The organism is Paraburkholderia silviterrae (assembly GCF_004353915.1).
In the GTDB taxonomy this organism is placed as follows: Bacteria; Pseudomonadota; Gammaproteobacteria; order Burkholderiales; family Burkholderiaceae; genus Paraburkholderia; species Paraburkholderia silviterrae.
Map to the genome: position 1 here is coordinate 169168 of NZ_SMRP01000015.1, position 23503 is coordinate 192670.

The 23503-nt window shown below is 62.1% G+C and carries 18 protein-coding genes; 16 read left to right on the forward strand and 2 right to left on the reverse strand.

Going from position 1 to position 23503, the window contains the following annotated elements:
• Window positions 1–7 precede the first annotated feature (7 nt).
• The 3 genes from EYW47_RS25950 to EYW47_RS25960 all read left to right on the forward strand — a co-directional run bounded on the left by EYW47_RS25950 (window position 8) and on the right by EYW47_RS25960 (window position 2388).
• On the forward strand, window positions 8–871 hold the full coding sequence (locus EYW47_RS25950) for a 4Fe-4S dicluster domain-containing protein (protein WP_133197692.1): 864 nt from the start codon (window positions 8–10) through the stop codon (window positions 869–871).
• Window positions 872–1217: 346 nt separating this feature from the next.
• On the forward strand, window positions 1218–1421 hold the full coding sequence (locus tag EYW47_RS25955; protein ID WP_133197693.1) for a hypothetical protein: 204 nt from the start codon (window positions 1218–1220) through the stop codon (window positions 1419–1421).
• Window positions 1422–1539: 118 nt separating this feature from the next.
• The gene (locus EYW47_RS25960; RefSeq protein WP_133197694.1) at window positions 1540–2388 is read left to right on the forward strand and encodes an enoyl-CoA hydratase-related protein; all 849 of its coding nucleotides are present in this window, start codon (window positions 1540–1542) and stop codon (window positions 2386–2388) included.
• A gap of 439 nt (window positions 2389–2827) precedes the next feature.
• On the opposite strand, the gene EYW47_RS25965 is transcribed toward EYW47_RS25960, so the two are convergent.
• Both EYW47_RS25965 and EYW47_RS25970 read right to left on the reverse strand, forming a co-directional pair.
• Window positions 2828–4561 (reverse strand): phospholipase D family protein, encoded by a 1734-nt coding sequence (locus EYW47_RS25965; RefSeq protein ID WP_133197695.1) that lies wholly within the window; start codon window positions 4559–4561, stop codon window positions 2828–2830.
• 78 nt (window positions 4562–4639) lie between these two features.
• Window positions 4640–4978: a BON domain-containing protein gene (locus EYW47_RS25970; protein WP_133197696.1), complete on the reverse strand. Its 339-nt coding sequence runs from the start codon at window positions 4976–4978 to the stop codon at window positions 4640–4642.
• Between the two features lie 772 nt (window positions 4979–5750).
• On the opposite strand from EYW47_RS25970, the gene EYW47_RS25975 reads away from it, so the two are divergent.
• The 13 genes from EYW47_RS25975 (at window position 5751) to EYW47_RS26035 (ending at window position 23489) form a co-directional block, all read left to right on the forward strand.
• A complete protein-coding gene (locus EYW47_RS25975; RefSeq protein ID WP_240763923.1) occupies window positions 5751–6824 on the forward strand; it encodes an extracellular solute-binding protein in 1074 nt (357 codons plus the stop codon).
• A gap of 98 nt (window positions 6825–6922) precedes the next feature.
• Window positions 6923–7534, forward strand: coding sequence for a transcriptional regulator BetI (betI, locus tag EYW47_RS25980; protein WP_165976678.1), 612 nt, complete (start codon window positions 6923–6925; stop codon window positions 7532–7534).
• A 227-nt stretch (window positions 7535–7761) separates the two neighbouring features.
• A complete protein-coding gene (locus tag EYW47_RS25985; RefSeq protein ID WP_133197726.1) occupies window positions 7762–8874 on the forward strand; it encodes an ABC transporter ATP-binding protein in 1113 nt (370 codons plus the stop codon).
• Window positions 8871–9785, forward strand: coding sequence for an ABC transporter permease subunit (locus tag EYW47_RS25990; RefSeq protein ID WP_205710158.1), 915 nt, complete (start codon window positions 8871–8873; stop codon window positions 9783–9785). The genes EYW47_RS25985 and EYW47_RS25990 overlap by 4 nt, the downstream gene beginning before the upstream one ends.
• Window positions 9782–10663 carry an ABC transporter permease subunit gene (locus EYW47_RS25995; protein ID WP_133197698.1) on the forward strand — a complete coding sequence of 294 codons (882 nt, stop codon included), beginning with the start codon at window positions 9782–9784 and terminating at the stop codon, window positions 10661–10663. Before EYW47_RS25990 ends, EYW47_RS25995 begins: the two co-directional genes overlap by 4 nt.
• Window positions 10664–10695: 32 nt before the next feature.
• Complete coding sequence (locus EYW47_RS26000) at window positions 10696–12090, forward strand: aminotransferase (protein ID WP_133197699.1); 1395 nt, start codon at window positions 10696–10698, stop codon at window positions 12088–12090.
• Between the two features lie 222 nt (window positions 12091–12312).
• Window positions 12313–13887, forward strand: a complete 1575-nt coding sequence (locus tag EYW47_RS26005; protein ID WP_133197700.1) for a DUF3138 family protein — start codon at window positions 12313–12315, stop codon at window positions 13885–13887.
• Window positions 13888–14194: 307 nt separating this feature from the next.
• The gene (locus tag EYW47_RS26010) at window positions 14195–15832 is read left to right on the forward strand and encodes a methyl-accepting chemotaxis protein (RefSeq protein ID WP_165976679.1); all 1638 of its coding nucleotides are present in this window, start codon (window positions 14195–14197) and stop codon (window positions 15830–15832) included.
• A 435-nt stretch (window positions 15833–16267) separates the two neighbouring features.
• Window positions 16268–17740 carry an alpha/beta fold hydrolase gene (locus EYW47_RS26015; protein WP_133197702.1) on the forward strand — a complete coding sequence of 491 codons (1473 nt, stop codon included), beginning with the start codon at window positions 16268–16270 and terminating at the stop codon, window positions 17738–17740.
• Between the two features lie 11 nt (window positions 17741–17751).
• Entirely contained in the window at window positions 17752–19350 is a 1599-nt protein-coding gene (locus tag EYW47_RS26020; RefSeq protein ID WP_133197703.1) for a hypothetical protein, read from the forward strand.
• 38 nt (window positions 19351–19388) lie between these two features.
• Complete coding sequence (locus EYW47_RS26025; RefSeq protein WP_133197704.1) at window positions 19389–20846, forward strand: CHAT domain-containing protein; 1458 nt, start codon at window positions 19389–19391, stop codon at window positions 20844–20846.
• The gene (locus EYW47_RS26030; RefSeq protein WP_133197705.1) at window positions 20830–22230 is read left to right on the forward strand and encodes a hypothetical protein; all 1401 of its coding nucleotides are present in this window, start codon (window positions 20830–20832) and stop codon (window positions 22228–22230) included. The genes EYW47_RS26025 and EYW47_RS26030 overlap by 17 nt, the downstream gene beginning before the upstream one ends.
• Before the next feature lie 53 nt (window positions 22231–22283).
• Window positions 22284–23489, forward strand: coding sequence for a YiiX/YebB-like N1pC/P60 family cysteine hydrolase (locus tag EYW47_RS26035; RefSeq protein ID WP_133197706.1), 1206 nt, complete (start codon window positions 22284–22286; stop codon window positions 23487–23489).
• Window positions 23490–23503 lie beyond the last annotated feature (14 nt).

Consider the following 23503-nt stretch of genomic DNA (forward strand, 5'->3'; position numbering starts at 1 on the left):
ACATGGAATGAGCAAGTGGAATCTGGTTATCAAGGTCGGGCGTTGCGAGAACTGCCAGAACTGCGTCATTGCCGCGCGGGACGAGCACGTCGGCAACGACTTCCCCGGTTATGCCGCGCCCGCCGCGGCCGACGCCGAGAGCCCCGTGCGCATCCTGCGCCGTGTTCAGGGCGAGTCGCATATGGTCGAGACCACGTATCTGCCGGTCATGTGCAACCACTGCGACGACGCGCCGTGCATGCGTGCGGGAGGCAGCGCCATTCGCAAGCGCGCCGACGGCATCGTCATCATCGACCCGGACAAGGCGCGGGGCCGGAGAGACATCGTGAAGTCGTGTCCGTACAAGGCGATCGTCTGGAATGAAGAGCTTCAACTGCCGCAGACCTGGATCTTCGATGCCCATCTGCTCGACCAGGGTTGGGCGCGGCCGCGTTGCCAGCAGTCATGTCCCACCGACGTCTTCGAGACGGTCAAGCTGGATGACGCAGCGATGGCCAAAAAAGCTGGCCGCGAGGGGCTCAAGGTATTGCGGCCCAACCTGGGCACGAAGCCTCGCGTGTGGTACAGCGGCCTCGAGCGCTGGGAAACCTGCTTCATCGGCGGCAGCGTCAGCGCGCAGATGGGAGAAGTGGTCGAGTGCGTCACGGATGCGGTCGTCGCCTTGTATGTCGTCAATGAGAAGGTGGGCGAAACCGTCTCCGACGCATTCGGCGATTTCCGGTTCGGCGGCCTGGCCAAGGGATGCGGCATCTACCGGGTCGAAATCCGTCATGCCCTCGGTAACGCCTGGCGTAAATGCGAATTGGACGAAAGCGTCTACCTGGGCGAGATCAGGCTCGCCCAGTCGACAAATGGCGCGGGGGTCGCGTGATCATGCACACCGCAACGAAGCTGCTCTGCCTGGGAGCGGCGGACTCGATCCACCTGGAGACACGAAAGACCGCGATGCCACGACCGTGAAAAGGAAGAAATACCGCAGGCCGGTCATCGGGGGGTTGCCCGGGCAAGGCCGCGGACGTCGGATGCACCCAGCGGGCGCCGACAATATCCATGACAAGCGCCCAGCACGATGAATTTGAAGGCAACTGCCTGGCCAACGAGCTGTACCCCGATCACCCTGGCGGCCGTCAGAACTCGAAGCCCCCCATCAAGGTCTTCAAGTCTCCTCCCGTTGGCGCCGGTAGTTGCGCAGGTCAAGCTGTCAAAGGAGATTGACCATGTATTACGACCATACGCATTCCCAATATATCGATCACCGAAGCGGCACGAATGACCCGAGCGACGTGGGTTCGGCGTCGAACGATGTCGTCGAGGTGATGAATCCCACTCCGGCAATGAACTGGGGATGGGCGCACCATAGCGACTTATACGACTGGATGGACTGGCATAGCCCGTTTCCTGCGTCAGTCTCGTCGGAGTGAGCACGGTATGGCGGAGCAAGCTATCGGCGATTGACGGAACTCGAATCGCGTCAGTCGCCCATTGGCTATTGACCGGGAAAATCGCCGCAGACTCACGACAGACTTATCGAGGCTATTCATGCATAACGAATACTTTCAGATCAGCAACGAATCCGGCATCGCACATCTCCAGCTGAACCGTCCCGACCGGTTCAATACGATGGGCCTGGCCTTTTTCACCGGGTTGCGCGACGCCGTGCTGACGCTCGATGACGCGGGCGACACTCGTGCCCTCGTCATCAGTTCCGCCGGAAAGCATTTTTCGGCCGGCATGGCGCTCGACGTGTTCACCGGCACGACGGATGTGTTTGACAACAGCAGTCCACGGGCCCGGTTGGGCTTCCAGCATGCGTTGAGAAATCTGATGGATTGCTTCGATGCGCTCGATCAGGTCCGGTTTCCCGTCATCTGCGCGATTCAGGGCGGCTGCATTGGTGGAGGCCTTGATCTCGCCGTCGCCTGCGACATTCGCATTTGCACGACCGATGCATTCTTCGCACTGCAGGAAACCCAGATCGGCATGACGGCTGACCTCGGTGTGCTCCAGCGCCTGCCGAAGATCATTCCCGCCGGCGTGGCTCGCCAGATGGCTTACACCAGTGAGCGGTTGAGCGCTGAGCGTGCATTGGCAGTCGGCTTGGTGAATGCCGTCTTGCCCGATGCCGAGGCGCTGCTCCGACACGCGATGGAGCTGGCCGGAACCATCGCGTCGAAGTCCCCGCTGGCCGTTGCCGGCTGCAAGACTGCGATCAACTTCGCACGCGATCATAGTACGTCCGAATCTCTGCGACATATGGCCTTGCTGCAAAGCGCCATATTCGACACCCACGACCTCGCCGAGGCAATCTCCGCCTGGCATGGGGAGCGGCAGGGTCGCTTCGACGCACTGTCACCGCTGACAACCCGCGAGACGGGCAATCCGCGGTGACAGGGAACCGCTGCAGACGCGTGAATTATGGCTACCCCTGGAGAATGTGATGCACGCGGTTGGAGCAGCGCCTGAGCAACTGGTTTAGCGCCAGCGAGCAATATCCGCGGCAGCTGCACGAAATCGATCGACAGCAGTATATGCAGATGAAACAGGAGGAATATGGCCGCCAACAGACGACGCACTAGCTGTGCATCTGCAACGGTCGAAGCAATTTAACCTGGCACCTCTTCCCGCACGCAGCTGTGTAACATCAAGCCTCTCGTTGGCCGCCGCGACGATGACGCACTTCGGCGATTGAGCCGTGGCACCAGTCCGCCGACCTTTTGATCGACATGCTGGATGTCCTCAAAAGCAACATGCTCGAGATCGCAAGCCGATTCTCGGCGCATCATTGGCGACTTGCCGAGCAAGGAGTTACAAGGGTGTCGGCTTGCCGCTACAGCTGCGAGTCGACGGGCAACAACAAGAATAGACCCGTCAGCATATTGCGCACGACACCGGCACCGGGATCGAGCGACCAGTTTGCCAAATACGGGCCACCATTGCCCGGTTCCTCGCCCGTCCAGACGAGGCCCGAGACCGGCGCGCCGATCGCGCGAAGCTGCGCTGTCTCCACCGGCGTCGCGAGCCGCACGCGGTAGCTCGTGCTCGGCGCAATGGCCCGATCGAAGAGCGCCGCCACCTGATCGGCCAACCGCGCACTATGGATCACGAGCACGAGTTCGGTGTTCAGGTGCGCCGAGCGTGGATCGAAATTCATCGAGCCGATCACGAGCGTGCTTCGGTCGATGACATAGGCCTTCACGTGCAGGCTCGCCCGCGAACGGTAGCCTTCATGCTCCTCGTCGCGGTCGCCGGGCTGAGGTCGGTATTCGTACAACTCGGCGCCATTTTCGAGCAGCGGCTTGCGATACGGGCTGTAGCCCGCCTGCACGGCAATGTTGTCGGTTGCCGCCATCGAATTGGTCAGCACTGCGACACGCACGCCACGATGCGTAAGCTCGCCGAGCGCATGCACGCCAGCGTCATGCGGCACGAAGTAGGGCGACACGATCAGCACTTCGTGCCTGGCGCCGTGCAGCAATTCGACGAGGCGCTGCATCGGCGGGCTCACGTAGGCATCTTTCGGCGCTGCGACCTTGCCCGGCGAGTCGAAGTCGAACTCCGCCGGCGCCCACACGAGCGGCAGTTGCACCTGCGCTATGCGCTGCGCGAGCGGCGTCGGGTCGGCAGGCTTCGCACCGTAGGCGTCGGCATTCTTGCGCCAGTACGCGCGCAGCGCTTCGCGTATCGTGTTCAGATCCTGCTCCGCATAGCTATGCTTCTTCAACGCGCTCAACGGATAGGACTCGGGGCTGTTCCAGAATGCGTCGAAGCTAGCCGAGACGTCACGCACGATTGGCCCGGCGACGAGCGCGTCCAGATCGCGGAACTGCACGGTCGGGCTCGCGCTGAAGTATTCGTCGCCGACATTGCGGCCGCCGACGATCGCCACCTCATTGTCCGCGATCATCGCCTTGTTGTGCATGCGGCGCGTGAAGCGGCCGATCTCCGTGAAGATGTTCGTCGTGCGTGTGAAGAAGCTCGCTTGCGCGCCGCCGAACGGGTTGAAGACGCGCACTTCGATCGTCGGATGCATGTCGAGCGCTGCCATCACGCGCTCGCTATCCTTCAAGTTCAGGTCGTCGACGAGCACGCGCACGCGCGCGCCGTGATCCGCCGCATGAAACGCGGCGGCGAGGAGCAGCTTGCCGGTCGAGTCCTCGGCTGCGACGTAGTACTGCAAGTCGAGCGTTTTCGTCGCGGCGCGCGCGAGTGCGACGCGCATCTGCAGCGCTTCAGTGCCGTCGGTCAGGAGCCGATAGCCCGATTGCTGCGGATGCGCGGCCTCGAGCGGCGCGAGCGCCTGGCCGAGCGGCGTCGATTCGGGTTCGGCAAGCGCGTGCGAGACGGGACGGTCGAGCGAAGTTGCGCTCGGCAGCGCGGTGCAGGCCGCGAACGCAATGGCTACGATCAGCGCCGCGCCGCTGCCCACAGGCCGCCAGGCGCGGCGCGCGGATGCTGCACACCGCGCAGAGCGCGATTCAGCAATCGATCGCTGATACTTGAACAAGGTCTGACCTCTTCCCCCGGATGAATGGTTCGGCCTTTCACCGCCCGAAAGCGTCATTGAGATCGGCGCACAGAGATCGGCGCACAGGTGGTAATTTGATGCTGGCCGTTCATCGCGCATAGGAGCGCGAAACACTCAATCCTCGGCTACCTTCAAATGGTTCTTCACGCCTGCAACGCCGGCGACGTTCTGTGCCACATCTTCGGCGGCCGCCTTGTCTTCCACCGTCGGCACCGTGCCGCTCAGCCAGACAATCCCCTGGCGCGTCCGCACATGGATATGGGTCGACTTCACGTTCTTCGCGGTGAGGAGATCGGCTTTCACTTTTGCCGTGATGGTGCCGTCGTCGAGATGCTGCCCCATCGTTTGCGAATCTTCGGGAGGCGCGGAACCGTTGGTTTGCGCCGTGGCATTCAGTGCGAAGGCGATGCATCCGATGGTGCAGGCAGCCTTGAGGAACTCGGAGGTCTTCATGATTTCTCCCTGGGTTGGTTGACGGGTCTCATACCCTTACGTGCACTGGCTGGTGACGCAAGAAGCATTCCTCGCCGAAAGGCGGTGGCAACGCCAGGCCCCGAAAGCGTAACGCGACCCGATGTTGATCCGTTGCGACCGCTCGGATCGAGCGCTGGATGAGTCGCAGAATCGACTACCGCAACGTGCGGGGCTCGCTTGTGTCGCTTCGGTGATCTTCAGCGGATCCGGCGCCACTGTGATGTCCACGGGATTTGTGAAATCAGGACGATAGCGCCTCATTTTTTCTTGACGAAGATGCTTATGGTCGTACGAACCGCGGTTCGCTCTGTGTCACCGCGGTATCGCCGGCGTCTTTGCCCCGCCAATCCCTCCCCGAAAACGCTATTGAACTCTTGTTTAATATTCCCTATACTCTGGCTCGTGCGCTATTGGACAATCATTCAATTGTGTGCGGTGTATCGACAACACAGCAAAGGCCCGGCGTGGACGACGTGATCCACATTGCTTTTGCGCATCGCGAAGACAAAAGCAGGGTGTAGCCGCCTGTTGGCAAGAGGCGACGCGAAACCCCGCAAGACGAGGGTTTGCGCCGCCGGGCGGCCCCGGTGACCTTGATCCAGGGCTATCCCGCACTTTATTGAACGTTCATCAAATAGTAGAGTGCGTTTCGGGGCGGTGCGTGCAGTCAGCAATCGGGCATGAGTCAGACAGATCGAGAAACCTAAACTTTGGAGGGTACGCTGTGAGACGCATGAAGGCGGTCATACCGATGGTGATTGCAGCACTTGCCTTGGGGCACGGGGCTGCGGCGAGTGCCAATACGCTGAACGTTCTCAACTGGTCCGACTATATCGGCAAGGACACGATCTCGAGCTTCCAGAAGTCCACCGGCGTGACTGTGCGCTACGACGCACTCGACAGCGACGACACGTTGCAGGCGAAGCTGCTGAGCGGACATACCGGATACGATGTGGTGTACCCGACACTGACCTACATGACCAACCAGATCGAAGCCGGCGTGTATGAGAAGCTCGATTGGTCGAAGATTCCCAACCGCGTGAACCTCGACCCCGAGTTGATGAAGAAGATTGCAAAGATGGACCCAGGCAATCGATACGGGATTCCGTATGCGTGGGGGACCGAAGGCATTTCGATCAACCTGCAGCAGGTTGGCGCCGTGCTCGGCAAGGACGCGGACGTGAACGCGATGGGCTGGAATCTGCTGTTCAATCCCGAAGTTGTCAGCAAGCTCAGCAAATGTGGCGTCTCGATCGTCGATTCGCCAGCCGACGTGTTCCCGATCGTCCTTGCCTACATGGGGCGAAATCCCAACAGCAAGAATCCCGGCGACTATCGCGATGCCTACAATGTGCTCAAGAAAATCCGCCCCTACGTGACCCAGTTCAGTTCCACCTACATCAATGATGTGGCGGGCGGCGATGTCTGCGTCGCCTATAGCTGGTCGGGCGACGCGGGCATGATCAAGCGCCGGGTGAGAGAGGCGCATCGCAGCTTCCAGATCGAGTATCTGGTGCCCAAGGGGGGCGGCGCTGTCTGGTTCACGATGATGGCGATCCCGAAGGATGCCGAGAACAAGGACGACGCCTATAAGTGGCTCAACTTCATGCTCGACCCAAAGGTGTCGGCGGGGTTCACCAACGATACGACGTATATCACGGCCGACGCCGCTGCACGCGGCATGGTCGATCCGGCAGTCGCGCAGGATTCATCCATCTATCCGACCAGTGATCAGTTGAAGTCGTACTTCGTGCTCGAGCCGATCGACCCGGATATCCGGCGCACCATGAATGCGCTGTGGCTGCAGTTCAAGGCCAACCGCTGATTGCAGGCGCATGCCCGGCCCTATAATGACGCTCGTTGCCAGATAACGGAGAGTGAGGCGCGATGACAACGACAAATGTCCGCAAGAGGCCCGGGACAATGGCAAAACAGACAGGACGCGTGCGCAGTCGCGAAGACCCGGAAGTCCGGCGCAAGTCGCTGATCCAGGCGACCATGCGCTCTATCGCGAAGTACGGCTATTCCGGCACGACGGTGGACAGTATCTGCGCAGAGGCGCAAGTCTCGCGAGGGATGATCAATCATCACTTCAAGAGCAAGGACGAGTTGCTGCGCCAGTCGTATAAGGAGTTGTGCGACGAGTGGGCCTTCCAGACGCAGCAAATGGTCATGAGCACCTATAGCGATCCCGAGGAGCGCTTGCGTGCGCTGATCCGGGTCAGCTTCGGCCCCACGCTGTTCAAGCCGGACTATCTGGGCATCTGGGTGGGTTATTGGAGTGTGATTGGCAAGTCGCCGGCGCTCAGGCGCTTGCACCGCGAGACCTACAACTACGACCGGGAGTTGTATCAGAAGCTGTTCGAGGAGGCCGGCAAGCAACGTGGGCGCGAAATCAACGCGCGGCGTGCGACGATTTTGCTGATCGGCGTGATCGACGGTCTGTGGCTGGAGTGGGGGCTCGATCCGAAAGGGTTCAGCCCGAAGGAGGCCGAGGAAGCCTGTCTCGACTTCCTGGAGATGATGCTGGCGTGACAGGGCGGGGCGGCGGGTGTTGGCTTGCCGCCTTTTCCGGTGCGCGCTATTGGATGAACGTTTGTTCAATATTGGATCTGTGCGAGAGCGCTCGCGGCATCGTCTGGCGATGGTTAGATGTTTAACATTCCTAAAGAGATGAGGTTATGAATAACGCACTGGAAAGAGCGGCATGGTCTGATCCTGGGGCGCCCGCGCAGCGTCAGGCTCTGGAGGGCTCAACGCCCATGGGTCGCGCCCAGGCGCGCAAGCCGGACTCGGGCTTTGTCGAGATCGTCGGCATGGTGAAGGCGTTCGGCGCCACTACGGCCGTCGACCATGTGAGCCTGTCGATCGGTAAGGGCGAGCTGTTCGCCCTGCTGGGCAGTTCGGGATGCGGGAAGTCCACGCTGCTGAGGATGATGGCCGGCCTCGAGACGCCGACGTCGGGGCGCATCGTGGTGGAGGGTGTCGATCTGGCGACGGTGCCCGCCCATCGCCGGCCGACCAACATGATGTTTCAGTCCTATGCACTGTTTCCCCATATGAGCGTGGAGGCGAACGTTGCCTATGGCCTGAAACAGGAGCGGGTGCCGCGAGCCGGGATTCGCGAGCGCGTGAGCGAGGCGCTCGAACTGGTGCAGATGTCCGCCTACCGGTCGCGCAGGCCGCACCAGCTTTCCGGTGGGCAGCAGCAGCGTGTCGCGCTGGCGCGCAGCCTGATCAAGCGCCCCAAGCTGCTCCTGCTCGACGAGCCGATGTCCGCGCTGGACAAGAAGATTCGTCAGCGGACCCAGTTCGAGCTCGGCAACATTCTGCAGAAGGTGGGCGTGACTTGCGTGATGGTGACGCACGATCAGGAGGAAGCCATGACAATGGCCGATCGCATCGCGGTGATGAACCGCGGCCGCATCATGCAGATTGGCGCGCCGGAAGAGGTCTACGAGTCGCCGAACTGCAGGTTCTCGGCGGACTTCATCGGCTCGACGAATCTGTTCGACGGCGTACTCGCCGAGGAAGGGGCGGACCTGATCGAATGCGCCGACCTGGACGCGCGGCTTCGGCTGCGTGCGCCGCTGAGCGGACGACGCGGGATGACCTGTCACGTGTCGATTCGCCCCGAGCGCGTGAACCTCGGTTTTACTCCGCCCCACGCCGGCTACAACGTCGCCCAGGGGACGGTGGAGGAGTGCGCCTACATGGGCAGCTACACGCTGTTCTATGTGCGGCTGCGCAGCGGCAGACTGCTCATGGTCAACGTGTCCCGCATGACGCTCAGGCAGTTCGCACACCCGCCGGGGTACGGCGAGCAGGTGTATCTGTCGTGGGACGAAGACAGCGTGGTGGTGCTGGAATCATGATGATCCGTGCCCTTAGCCTGCCACGGCGCTTCATGCCTTCGGGCCGCCAGGTGGTCATCGCGATTCCGTTCGCGTTTCTCCTGCTGTTTTTCATGGTGCCGTTCTTCGCGGTCCTGAAGATCAGCTTTGCGGACTTGCGCATGGCGATGCCGCCGTATTCGCCGCTTGCACAATGGGTCGATGGCGTGCTGCAGATCCGGCTGAACTTCGCGCACTATCGCGACGTACTGACCAACGGCCTGTATATCGACGCCTATCTCCAGTCGGTGCAGGTTGCCTTCATTTCGACGCTGCTGTGTCTGCTCATCGGATACCCGACCGCCTATCTGATCGCGCGCTCGAATCCGGCACGGCGCAACGTCCTGATGGTGGGCATCATGCTGCCGTTCTGGACCTCGTACCTGATCCGCATCTACGCATGGATCGGCATCCTGAAGGAAAAGGGACTGCTCAATGATTTCCTGCTCTGGGCGCATCTGGTCGATCGGCCATTGAGGCTCTATCACAGCGACTGGGGGCTCTATATCGGCATGGTGTACTCGTACCTGCCGTATCTGATTCTGCCGCTGTATGCGCACCTGGTGAAGATGGACCTGCGCCTGATCGAGGCTGCACGCGATCTTGGCGCCAGGCCCTGGAAGGTATTCGTGACGGTCACGTTGCCGCTCTCCGCGGGCGGCATCATTGCCGGCTGCCTGCTGGTGTTCATCCCGGCGGTGGGCGAGTACGTGATTCCTGAGCTGCTGGGTGGCGCCGATTCGCTGATGATCGGCCGCGTCATGTGGGATGACTTTTTCAACAACACGGACTGGCCCGTCGCGGCGGCGGCGGCCTGCGCGATGGTCGTGCTGCTGCTCGTGCCGATGGCATGGTTCCAGCGTACTCAGGCGAAGGAGGGCAAAACCTCATGAACATCGTGCGACGCATCCTGCCGGGGGCATTCCTCGCGCTGGTCTTCCTTTTTCTGTACGTGCCGATCGTGAGTGTCGTGTTCTATTCGTTCAATGCATCGAAGCTCGTCACCGTATGGAGCGGTTTCTCGCTGCGCTGGTATTACGCGCTGACCCAGGACGCGGAGTTGCTGAGCGCCGCGGCCGCGAGCCTGAAGATCGCGGCCGCCACCGCTTGCGCGTCGGTCGTGATCGGCACCTGGGCCGGCTTCGTGCTCACCGACTGCGGACGGTTTCGGGGATTCACGCTGTTCGCCGCGATGACGAACGCGCCGCTCGTGTTGCCCGAGGTTATCCAGGGCATCTCGCTGCTGCTGCTGTTCATCGGCCTGCAACAGCTGTTCGGCTGGTCGAGCGGGCGCGGGATGCTGACGATCTGGATCGGCCACGTGATGCTGTGCCTGTCCTACGTGTCGATCACGGTTCAGTCGCGGCTCGCGAAGATGGACCGCTCGCTCACGGAAGCGGCGCGGGATCTCGGGGCGCCGTCATGGCGGGTTTTCTTCGACGTGACACTGCCGTTGATCGCTCAGGCCCTGCTCTCGGGTTGGCTGCTGTCGTTCACGATCTCCATGGACGACATCATCATGTCCGCGTTCCTGTCCGGCCCCGGCTCGACCTTGCTGCCGCTCGTCGTGCTCTCGCGCGTGAGGCTCGGCTTGAACCCGGAGATCAATGCGATGGGCACGCTCGTGATCATGATCGTGAGCGTCGCGGTGGTGCTCAACAACACTTTCATGCTCAGGCGTGCGCGCAAGCGCGACGCCGAAGCAAGCCGCGCGCTTGCCGCGCCGGCACAGGACGAACAGACGCCCGCGCGCGTGGCGCAGGCGGCATGACCCGGCACGCTGTTCAAATCAATGGAGGAACGATGAAAGCCTTGAAGAATCTGGAGCAGATCCGCAAGCAGGACAACGAGTCGTGGCTGCATCCCTGGGAGTCGATGGCGGACGCGGGCGGGGCAAACCGGACGGTGGTGCAGCGTGCCGAGGGCATCCACGTGTACGACGAAAAGGGTAACCGCCTGATCGACGGCCCGGGTGGGATGTGGTGCATGCAGATCGGCTATGGCCGCCAGGAGATGGCCGACGCAATCGCGCAACAGATCATGCAGGTGCCCTACATGAACCCGTTCTCGCTCACGAGCGAGCCATCCGCGAGACTTGCGGCCAGGCTCGCGGAGCTGGCGCCCGGCGACCTCAATCATGTGTTTCTGACGACGGGTGGCTCCACCGCGGTCGACACCGCACTGCGTTTCGTCCACTTCTATAACAACGTGAAGGGGCGGCCGAACAAGAAGCACATCATTTCGCGCGCCTCCGCGTATCACGGCAGCACGTACCTGTGCTCGCTCGTCACCGGCAAGGATCGGGACCGCAACTGGTTCGACATCGGCTCGCCGACGGTCCACTTCCTGCCGTCGGTGAATCCGTCACGCCGCCCGGCCGGGATGAGCATCGAAGCATTCGCAGATGAAAAGGTCCGCGATCTCGAACAGAAGATTCTGGAGCTGGGCGCGGAGAATGTCGGTGCGTTCATCGCGGAGCCCATTCAGTCGTCGGGCGGCGTGATCGTGCCGCCGAACGGCTATTTGCGCCGATGCTGGGAGATCTGCCGGAAGTACGACGTGCTCTATATCTCGGACGAGGTCGTCACCGGCTTCGGGCGTCTCGGCCACTGGTTTGCGTCGAAAGAGGTGTTCGGCATCGAGCCGGACCTCATCACCTGCGCGAAGGGGCTCACGTCCGGCTATCTGCCTCTGGGCGCATGCCTGATCTCGGACCGCGTCTTTGCCGAAGTGTCCGGCAGCCGTGCGCGCGGCGCGACCTTCGGGCATGGCTTCACCTACTCGGGGCATCCGGTGTGCAGCGTCGCCGCACTCAAGAGCATCGAGATCATCGAGCGCGAAGGCATTCTCGGCCACGTACGCGAGTTAGGACCGTACTTCCAGGCGCGGCTCCAGGAACTGCGCGACATCCCCATCGTTTTCGATGTGCGGGGCATGGGGCTCGTCGGCTGCGTCGAGTGCAGCGTGAAGAGCATCGCGCAAGACTCGCTCGCGTTCGACAGCGACCTTGGCGCGCGCATCGACCGGCATTGTCACGAGCTGGGGCTCATGGTGCGTCCTATCGTCAATCAATGCGTGTTCTCGCCCCCCCTCGTGATCACGAAGCAGGAAATCGACCAGATGGTGGACGCCTTGCGCGAAGGCATCGTACGGACCATGCACGACATCGAGCAGGAGCTCGGCATCCCGATTGCATAAGGCCGCGCGCGCGGCATCGCCGCGCCCTTCCTGGCGAAAGCGGGCGGGGCGCAGCGACGCCTTCCAGTGGCGGACGTTTGTTTCCACGTCGGCCTGGCGTGACAATTACGCAGTGCTATCCATCACCTCTATTGAATGAATATATAACCGGCATTCGCCGTGTGGGCGGGGCGGGCGGGTCCGGGCAGGTGGTTGGCGACATGACTAACGAGGAGAGCAAGGATGAAACGACGACTTATTTGCATGGCGGTGGCGGCCTGTCTACCGGGATTCGCGATGGCCGATGCCACGGACGCGCAGATCAAGGCGCTGCAGGCGCAGGTGGCGGCGTTGCAGAAGGCGATGGCCAGGATGCAGGGCGAGATGGCGGCGCAGACGCGAAGCGCGTCGAGCAGCGCCGCAAAGCCGGAGGTGGCCGCGCAGGCGGCGACGCCCGCGCTTTCGCCCGACGACGGCGCTGCTCCGGCCACGCTGACGAACGACGAGGTCGCAAAGATCAAGCAGCAACTGGCCAGCCAGCGGCTGAAGGTGGACACGCTCGTGGATGCATCGAACACCGGGCCGCTCGCGGGCCTCTCGATCACGGGCTATATCGACCCGAGCTACATCTATAACCGGGCGGCGAACACCTCATCGTTCCTGTTTGCGAACCACGAAAGTTCGTACAACTACTTTAACAGCACGTTCGGCGATGTGTATCTCGACATCAAGAAGACCTTCGGCGTCGGCCCGATGGCGCCTTCGGCCGAAATCACGCTCATGCCCAACCGCGGCAATGGGATTACGCTGCTCACGAACGAGCACGGCTCGCTGGCCGACAATATCCTGAACACCGCCGTCGTCACCGTGCCGGTGACGGCGACCGGCACGTTCGTGGCCGGTCTCATGACGAGCTTTGGCGGCTACGAGGTGCAGCAGTCGAACCAGATGCTCACGCTCACGCACAACCTGCTCTATGACTTCTCGGATCCGGGCAGCTACGTGGGCGTGGGCTGGAACTACTCGCCCGACGCCAGCCAGTGGGCCTTCAAGTTCATGGTGGGCAACGAGCAGTACCGCACCTACGGCTCCGTCACGCAGACGGGCACGAACGCGTTGGGCGACCCGATCACGACGAGCAACAAGATCCCGACCTTCACGGCGCGCGCCGATTACACGTGGTCGAGCGCACTCGATATCGGCGGCTCGTTCAACGTGGGCCGCCAGACGCTGTCGAGCGCGACCGACTCCACCACGGGCCAGGTCGTGTACGGTCCGGGCGGCCAGGCAACGAGTTCGGGCGGCTACTTTTTCTTCGGCGAAATGGATGCGACCTACACGCTCGCGGACATCCAGTACAACGCCGAACTCGACTACGGCCAGCAGCAGCGCGCCGCGTTCAACGGCGGCAACGCGCAGTGGTACGGCCTCTCGCTGCTCGCGCACCGCAAGTTCAACGCGCCGGTGGTGGGCCGCATGGGCGTGACCGCGCGCTACGACGTGCTCGCCAACGGCAAGAACGGTGGCGGCGGTGGCGGCGTCGTGCTCAATGGCAACGGCATGGACCCGTACAACGGCTTCGGCATTGGTTCGGAATGCCTCGCGAACTCGAAGGCCAACGGCGGCTACGGCTTCGAATGCCAGGGCGCGACGCGCCAGGACGTGGCGCTCGATTTGCTGTTCTATCCGACGCAGCAGATCACCGTGAAGGTTGAATACCGCCACGACTGGGCCACGCAGAAGGTGTTCCTGCGCGACGACGGCTCGTACGGCAAGAGCAACGATCTGCTCGCCGCGCAATTCGTCTACTCGTTCTAGCCACGGCTGATGGGTGGGCCGATACCCTGGCTCGCCCTGGCACACCGGCTCCGCAATGAGGCGTGCCAATGGCGAGTCTGGATTCACGTTAATTACGCTGAAAATCGGAGAGAGCCGACCTTAACGACTGAAAACATAAAAAATACAATAATTTCCACTGCATGGCCTGCAATAGCATTGGCCCCCAAGAACAATGGACGCAGCACCGCATCGCGACGTGCTGTCTTCGGGAGCCCAAACGAATGTCGACGGTGCCAGGCGGCCCGATACGCCTTCGCGGCTCCGGACGCTACGGGGATCAATCAAGATGGCTCAAACCCGCGTTATTACCCGGCTGGCAGCCGGTTTCGGCGTCGTGCTCACGATGCTCGTCGCCCTGTCCGTGGTCGGCATGGCCAGCATGACCAGCATTCGCAGCAAGCTCGACGACATCGTGCTCGTCCACGACGCCGAGACGATGCGCGCGACGAATCTGCGCGGCGCGGTGAGCGGTATCGCCATTGCCATCCGCAACATGGCGGTGATGACCAATGAAAAGGATGTCGAGGCGGAACAGTCGGCGATCAAGGCGCAGGAGGCTTCCTATGCGGAAAACTATCGCGCGCTCGGTCGTCTGTTCGACGCCTCGCCGCTGACCACCGCGCAAGAGCGGCGCCTGTTTGCCGCGCTGCGTGACGAAGAGGCTCAGACATTGCCGCTCGTCGAGAAGGAGGCGATGAACTGGGCGCTCGCCAACGATCAGGATGCCGCGCTCAAGGTGCTCGTGAACGAAGTGCGGCCAAGGCAGGTCGCATGGCTGGCCACGCTGGACCAGTTGCTCGCGCTCGAGCAGGGCCGCGCGCATGATGCGGCGGATGCCGCGGCGGCGACGTGGTCGCGCCTTGCGCTCGTCACCGTGGCTGCCGTGTTCGCGGCGCTCTGCGTGGGCGTGGCGGCTGCAGTGCTGATCACGCGCAGCATCCTGCGGCAGCTCGGCGGCGATCCGGGTGAGGCGCAGCGTCTCGCCAGCGAAATAGCGGGCGGAAATCTCGCGGTGGCGGTGGTGCTCCGGCCCAACGACAATCGCAGCCTGATGGCCTCGCTCGAAACGATGCGCTTGCAGCTCGTGTCGATTGTCGGACAGATCAAGACCTCGGCGGAATCGATCGCGGTGCGCGCGGGCGAGATTGCGACCGGCAATCTGGATCTTTCGCAGCGCACCGACGAGCAGGCTGCATCGCTTCAACAGGCCGCGGCCAGCATGGCCGAACTGACCTCTGCCGTGACGCAAAGCTCAGACGACGCGGCACATGCCAGCACCGTCGCCAGCGCAGCTTCTGATGCGGCGGGGAGGGGCGGCGAGCTGGTCGGGCGTGTGATCTCGACCATGGAGGACATTGCGGGCAGCTCGGCGCGCGTCGAGGAGATCATCGGCGTGATCGAGGGCATTGCGTTTCAGACCAATATCCTCGCACTCAATGCGGCGGTCGAAGCGGCGCGTGCCGGAGCCGAAGGACGTGGCTTTGCCGTGGTCGCGGGCGAGGTGCGCACGCTGGCCCAGCGTACCGCGCTCGCGGCGAAGGAGGTCAAAGCGCTGGTCGGCGAATCGGCGGGGCATGTCGAGGCGGGGTCCCGTCTCGTGGCGGATGCGGGTGAGCGCATCTCCGGACTCGTGCGCTCGGTGCATGAATTCACGGGCATTATGAGCAATATCGCGACTGCGTGCGCCGCGCAGAAGAGCGATATCGAACAGGTCAATCGCGCCGTGACGGAAATGGATGAGGCGACTCAGCGCAACGCGGCGCTCGTCGAGCAGGTTGCTGGCGCCGCGCAAACGCTGGCCGGTGGCGCCGCAGGCCTTCGCGAGGCGGTGGCTGTGTTCAACATCGCCGGCGTGCGCAGCGAAGCGCGGCACGAAGTCTCTGACTCCGCTGCGCGGTGCGTTGAGGTTTGCGGTTCAACCTGAGTCTGCGGGGCGGCCGCCGCTTGCCGCCTCTCACTACATGAGGTGAGCCGCGCTGGCAAGCTGGGCACGCTCGCTCGGACCATCAATATGAATGCCGAAATGAATATGTTTGATGACGTTATTCGAATGAATGATTCATCCAATCCGGAATACGTTTTTTTAGTTTTTATTCTTGAAAATAGATTGCAGTGACAGGCAACTAAACTCACGCCAACCCTTGGCGTGCCGATAGCCCGGTCGCCGTCAATTCGTGCCTCCTGGCGCGGTCCGATGTGGGTATTGTCAGATGAATGCGCGGTGCGCGGATATGCCGTTGCGGGCCACGATTCGTTGCCATGGTCAACGTCAATGCAAGGTTCATCAAGAGTGGAAATAAACCGGTAAGCGGATTTAGTTTTTTACTGGCAGCGAGGTATCCAGCAAACTTGAGGCCGATTGAAATTTCCGGTCTATCGTCTAGCATTAGCATTACCACGACGCTACACATTGCGGCCCGGCAGGCCGCCCTCGGATCGACGGGAAAAACGGCTATTAACGTCAATCACGGAGCGCGGTATGTCGACTCAGCCTGCTGGACCCTGCGAACTGCCGGGCGTAGACCTCGAAAGCTGGCTCATCGAGTTCGACAAGAACGGCGCCTGCACTTCTCCCAAGACGCGTGAAGCCTTATTGAACCGGATTGCCGGTGAAGGCGATTTGCCTGTCATTCTCTTTTCGCACGGTTGGAACAACGAGTTCGGCGATGCGACACGCTGGTATGCCGCGTTTGTCCAGCACCTCCAGACTCGCCTCCACGAAATTCCCGACCGTAAGCACCCGCTGTTTGTCGGCGTGATCTGGCCCAGCACCTGGCTTTCCTTCGACACCGGTCCCGAGATGGCGGCGGGAGGGGAGACGCCGGCATCGGCGGGCGACGACGAAGCGCTCACCCAGGATCTGCTCGCTCAAGTCGAGGACCCCGCCCAGCGGGAGAAGTTGACTTCGCTGCTCGGCGAAGAGCGCTTGAGCGAAGCAGACGCCACGACGCTTGCGGAGCTGATTGCTGCAACGTGCGCGCGCGCGAGCGCCGATTCCGGCGTGGAGGGCGCCGAAGGCGACCCGCCCGATGCCCAGTCTGTGCTGGAGGCGATGAAGAGCCTCCAGGCGCTTGCGCCGGACTCGACGGAGAACGAAGAGTCGCTGGAGCCGGGCGTCGTGACCGGACATACGCAAGCTCCATTGCGCGATGCCGGTGGCCTGCGATATCTCGACCCCCGCTGGGCGCTGCGGGTCGCTTCGGTCTACCAGATGAAAAATCGCGCAGGCAAGGTTGGCGCCAACGGCGTATTTGAACTCGTGAAAGCCATTTTGAATCTGCCCGCAACGCGGCTTCATCTCGTCGGGCATTCGTATGGCGCCAAAGTCGTTTTGTCGTCCATCGTCGCCGCGCCTCTGCCTCGGCCGGTGGAGTCCGTGCTGTTGCTGCAGCCCGCTATTTCCTACCTGGCCTTTGCAGCGGAGGTGCCCGGCAAGGGCAGAAGCGGCGGTTATCGCGAAGCGCTCAAGCTCTCCCGGCAACCCGTGCTCACGACGTATAGCGCGCATGATTTTCCACTCCATGAAGTGTTTCACCGCGCGCTGCGGCGCGATATCGATCCTGGTGAGCCGGCTGTCGCGGGTGGCGAGATGGGTGTCGATACGCTGGCGGGCCCGCCGCCCAACCAGTTTGCCGCCCTTGGCGGATATGGTCCGCGAGGCGCGAGCGAAAGACTGATCGAACCGCTGCCCGATCCCGGCGAGCCGCTCGATATCGACAATGCGGTTGCCATCGTCGGTTTCGACGGGACGATGCAAAAGCGCGTGGCCGGCCACGGTGATATCGCGACGCCCTATACGGCCTGGCTTTTACATCTGCAGTTGAGCAGATAGCGAGGCTCGGCATGCTCGATCTGGGGTCGGTAGTCAATGGCGTGACCACGCTTTGGAACGCGCTCTCGAAGGACGAACCCGCAGCGGGGTCGACGGTGCTTTCCGTTCGGCTCCTGCTTCGCAGCGACAAGCCCTATGTCGGCCTCGAGCTTTCGACCAGCGAATTGCCGCCGGACGTGCTGTCTGTTTCGCCCGCGGACGAACCGGGCAAGCCGGTGACATGGGAAGTTCCGCTCGAAGCATTCGGCGCAGTCGAAGGCAGTGGTTTTGGGGCGCCTGCGCCCCTCGAGGTGCCGGCGATGCTGGTGTCCGATCTGCGCTATTGCCTCGAGCGTCTTGAAGGGGCGTCGAGGCGTCCGCTCTGGTTGAGATTGATCCGACCATATGGATTGCTCGGATCGGCCGCCTGGGAGCGAACGCTGTGCGGCGAACTGCAACGCCCCACGCTGCGCTTGCCGGATTTTCCCGAACGGCCGGCGGAACGGACTGATGCGCTCGAAAATGCCGTGGTGGTCGATCCGCCGCCCGACACCGACGAAAGCGTCCTCAAAACGCGCGTGCGCACCCTCATCGAGTCCGTGCTCGAGGCGTCGTCGCGCTCGCGCACCCGCGTGCACGTGTTCACGCGGCGCCGCTGGTATCCATCGCTGAGCCTGTTCGACGCCGACTCCCGCGTCACCGTGTACGACCCCGACCAGAGACCGGAGCGTGAGTGGGCGCCAGCGGATGCCGACGCAGACGCGCCGCCCAACGTGTTGCGAGCCGCAAGATCGGACCGCGCCACGCAACTGCGTTCCGCGGCATGGGCCACCTGGATCGCGGGCGCGCTGGATGGCAGAGGGCTTGATGCGCTGCACCTCGTCTGCCGGTCGAAGTGGACGGATTCTGGCGCATGCCTTGTCTTGTCGAATTCGCCTGCGATGGAGGAGGACGAGATCACGCTCAGGGAGATCGGCTACGAAGAGCTGGAACTGCTTGCGATTCGCTCGGGCGCCTGGTCCGTTACGTTCGTCCCGGCCACCGTTGCCCAGAGCCATCCCATGGCATGCGTTGCGGACGGGTTTGCGCAGCGGCGCGCGGGTGCGGTGTTGTTTCACTCGCTATGCGAGGCGCAGGAAGATGCATCGTTTGGCGCGGCGTGCAGGCTGCTCTTTGGCGGCACATCCAGAGCGCCGCGGCTGACGCAAGGTTTTCTGTATTGCCATCCGGATTTCATTTACCAGCGTGCGCCGGCATCCTCTGGCATTCCCGGCGATACCGCAGGGTTATTTCGCTTCCTGGCGGAGAATGCGAAGCTGGTGGCCGCGCGCGCGCCCTTGAAAGAGCGCCTGCTCTCGACGGCTACACGCTTTGTTCCATTGGTCAAAACGCGAGAAGTGACGGCCCCGCCGGGTTGGCTGGGGGCCGCGCAGCGTTTTCTTGAAGCCGCCGCTTTCGACGAGGTGCGCCGCTCGGCCAGCGACCTGCTGTTATCGCGGCCGACCAGCAAGACCGGGCAGACCGACAAGACGAATCGACAGGACGAGAAAACGAAGGCCGCGATCGATATCCTGACGGAAATACAGGGGGTTCTGAAGAATCACGCGAAAACAAATAAAGAGGAATCCTGATCATGCCGACAAAGAGCTCGACAATCGAGATTTCCAGCATGAACGATGGCTCCGTCGGCTTTCGGCTCCTGCGCGCGGACACGAATTGGGCCGGCATGCTTCAATACCATGCCCTGGCGCTCGATCCTGGCAGCTTGCCGCGTCTGGACAATCAGCAGAACGTCATTGCCTACGGGCAGAAAATCACCGAGGCCTTGTGCCAGCATAAGGCCGTGAATCCGGACTTGACGCAGTTTTTCGGGCTTCCCGCCCAGTCCCCGGCGATCCTCAAATTTCTGATTACGACGACCGAAGGCGAGCGCTACAGTTGGGAAACGTTGTGCGACGAGCGCCTGATTTTTCTCGCCGTTCATCATGCGTGCAGCGTGAGCCGGGTGACGATTGGCGGAAGACCCGAGCAGGACGGCGACTACGCTTCTTTCGAGTGGCCAATCCGCATGCTGGCGTTTCTTTCACCCAGCGGGGTGCCTTCCAGGGCCGAAATGGAGGCGATCGTCGACACCGTTGCGCTTGCGCGCCAGGATGGGCTCGATATACGCGTCGGCCTGTATCTCGGCGAACAGGCGCTGCTCGACGATGCGCTCGCCTGCGTAAATGGCGGCGCATGGCCTGGCATCGAAGTCTTCCCGATGCCCTCGAATGCATACGGCATTGAAGAGGCATTGAAGAGCGCGCAGCCACAGATCGTCCATTTCTTCTGCCACGGCGCCGTAAAGGCCGGCGTCAACCTGCTTGAGTTCGCTTCGGTCAACGATCACGATATCGAGGCTGCCAGCGGCTCCGTTGCGCTTTCGATCGAGCGTCTCGAACTGGTGATGTCCACGATCGGCACGGTATGGACCACCATGCTCAACAGTTGTGCGTCCGCCATGAGCCCCGCCGCCGAGAGGCAGGCCGAATCCGCTCAGGTGCCCAAACTGTTTTCCATGGCCTGCCGGCTGGCACAGACGGCGTCTCCACTCACGGTGGGCATGGCGGAGCCGGTCACGGACCAGGACGCCACACTCTTTACCCGTGTTTTCTATACGATCGCCTTGCGCTTCATTCGCGAGGCAACGAGCAAGCTCACCCCGGGAAACTTCGCCACCATCGACCTTGGCGAAGCCGTATTCCAGGCCCGGCAGAAGCTTCACGCAACGGCCAATTCCGCTTCCGCCACGAACGGCTCGGGCAGGTGGTGGCTTCCCGTGCTCTATTCCCGCGAGCATCCCCTGAAGGTCATGCTGATGGAGAAAAACAGAGCGGATGAAGCACGCGGCGAGCCCATGCAGTTGCAGGACGATGAAGCAGCGGAGCCGCCAATGGCTGAAAGAGTGAAGACGCAGATCGACGACATCATGAAGACGCGGATCGATGCGGTCGCGCATGCGCTGCGCAGCCTGCCGGCGAACAGCCCGCTTCCCTTGCGGCAAGACATGCTGGCGCTTTTGAATAACGTCCCGGAACATCTGCGCCCGGATCTTTTTGGAAACTTCAATCGTGCCGCAACTCATTGAGCGTCCCGAAAGCGTACAGATCAACGCCTATGACGGCACAGGGACGCTCACGAGCGACCTGCCGTCCAGAACACCATGGGGGCAGAGGCAGAAGGACCAGAGCATTACCCGGTTTCTGGGTCCGGCGGTCGCGGCCGACTTGCGCGACTGGCAACATCCGGAAGTTGGCTGGGGCGTGATTCTTCCCGACGACGACAGCGTGCCGATCGAGGCGCGCGCCAGAGGCGAAGACGCCCACCCCGCGATCCAGAAGCTGCTGGCTCATCGCTCAGGCGCACCCGTGCTGCGCTGGCGCGAGGAATTCGGGCAGGATTACCTGCGGCGCTACTACGTGGACGGCAGATTTCACGATCTTTCGGCGGCCGCCATCAAGCCGGGGGTTCAGGATGGACATATTCCGCGCTACCTGCTCATCGTTGCCGGTCCGCAGGCGATTCCCTGGTCGGTCCAATACGCGCTGAACATGTCGACCTTTGTCGGGCGAGTCGAGCCATCGGAGATGTTATCCGCGTATGTCGATGCCTTGATCGACGATTGGGCCGGCTTCGAATGCCATCCCGAATGGCCCGTTGTCTGGAGCGTCAATCACGGCAGGCCCGACATTACCAACCTGATGCAACGCGCCATTGCGGACATTCTCTGGAGCAAGTTCGCAGCGGACCCGGAGTTCAAGGGCGAGCGCATCGAAAATCAGCTCGCCACGCGCGAGAATCTTTGCGCCGCGCTCATCGAACGTTCACCCGGTCTGGTGATCACCACGAGCCACGGCACCACTGGCCCGACGAGCGACGCGCAACGCTTGAAGCGGCAACTGGGCTTGCCGGTGGACGCAAACTACACGTCGCTGAATCTTGCCGATCTCGCGAACTGGAAGCCGGCGGGCGCGATCTGGTATGCGCACGCCTGCTGCTCGGCGGGATCGGACAGCACGACGCGCTATGAGGGTCTGCTTCCCGAGGACAGTTCGATCAGCAGGATGCTGGCGAATGTGGCCAGCACCGCAAAAGCCATGATTGCACCGCTTGCGCTTTCGCTGATAGGGGCGGTGGCGCCTTTGCGGGCTTTTGTCGGTCACGTCGAACCCACATTCGACTGGACCTTGCGCGATCCCGCGAATGGTCAGGGCGTGACGCATGCACTTTGCACCGCGCTCTACGACAACCTCTACCAGCCCGATCGCCGCACGCCCATTGGCTACGCCTTGCGCGGCATTTTTTCGGAGGCCGGCGCCTATTACGGAGCCGTGCGCAACGCCATTGAGGGTATCAACAACAATGTCCCCGGCATGCGCGATCACGCGCTCTACAACCGGCTGGTCGCGATGGATCGCCAGACCACGGTGATCATCGGGGACCCGACGGTGTCGTTGCCTCGCCCGACCTGAATGCGTGAGTTCAAGCGCGGGACATCTGCTTTTTGAAGATCCAGGAGCGCGTCATGCAAGAAGCGTCGTCCGCGATTTCCAGTAGTCGCCACTCGCTGTTCATGTTGCGCAGTGATCGCCTTCGACCTGGCGATATCCTTTTGACCCGCTCGCCAAACGCGCTCGTGAGCGAGGCAATCCGGTCGATCACCTCCATCAAGCTTCTTGCGGGCAGAGGACTGGAGGGGCGAGAGGAATTCAGCCACGCTGCGATATGTGTGGCGCATGGCACATTCGTCGAGGCGCTCGGGTCCGCCGGTGTGTGCCGATTGGCGATTCGCCAGACGGCGGCAAAAGACCGGAATAACATCCGTGTCCTGCGGTTGAAATCAGAAGTCCAAAATGCCCATCGTATAGCCGAACAGGCCGGCAAGCTGGCCGAGGAGTTCATGTATCGCCGCTATGCGAACTGGCGGCGCTTTGGCGGCATGCTGGTTGGCGCCATGCAGGATTCAGTGCGCGAGCGCCTGTTCTGTTCTCAACTGGTGACGGCTGCCTATGAGGAAGCCGGATTGCGCCTGTTCGACGATGTGGCTCCCGAGCAGGTCACGCCCGGAAGGTTGACGCGCTGCGAGTTGCTTGACGACGTCACCGATGAATGCGTTACGCACCTGAGCACTGACGACGAGCCCGAGTTTTATCTGGATGGGGCCGAACGCGGCGAGCGCGAGCACACCCAGGAATCAAAGGACTTTCAGGCAGTGTTGAGCAGCAGGGCGGTCCGTAAGGCACTTCACAGGCTCGGTATCGCCAGGCCGCCTGCCACGCTATTGATGCTGCAGCGGATATTGATCGACACGCGCGATGCGAGCTTGAACGATGCGATTCGGAAGGGCCTCCATGAACGCGGATATCGGGAAGTCGAGTCGAAGAAGCAGGTCGAAGACGCGCATTGCTTATTGAGCGCTACCGAAGAGAATCTAGCCAGAATCACGAAGGAATGCCCCTCCATGAGCGACGACGTACTCTGGTTCTGGCTCACAGACGCCCGGAATACTGTCGTCATGTTGAACGAAGACTTGGCTACGCGATGGGAGCAAGTGCGTGGTTACCGGACGATCCTCGAACGGACTCGCCTCAGCACCTTTGGATTGCTCCTCGCCCTCTGGGAGCGCAGAGCGCTGTTTAACGAAACGGCGAAGGAGCTGAAAGTTGCGGAATTTCAGGTCCTGTTCGCTGAAGCCGAGCGACGCGGGCAGATCGTCGATGGCGGCGGCTGACAAGTAAGCGTGCC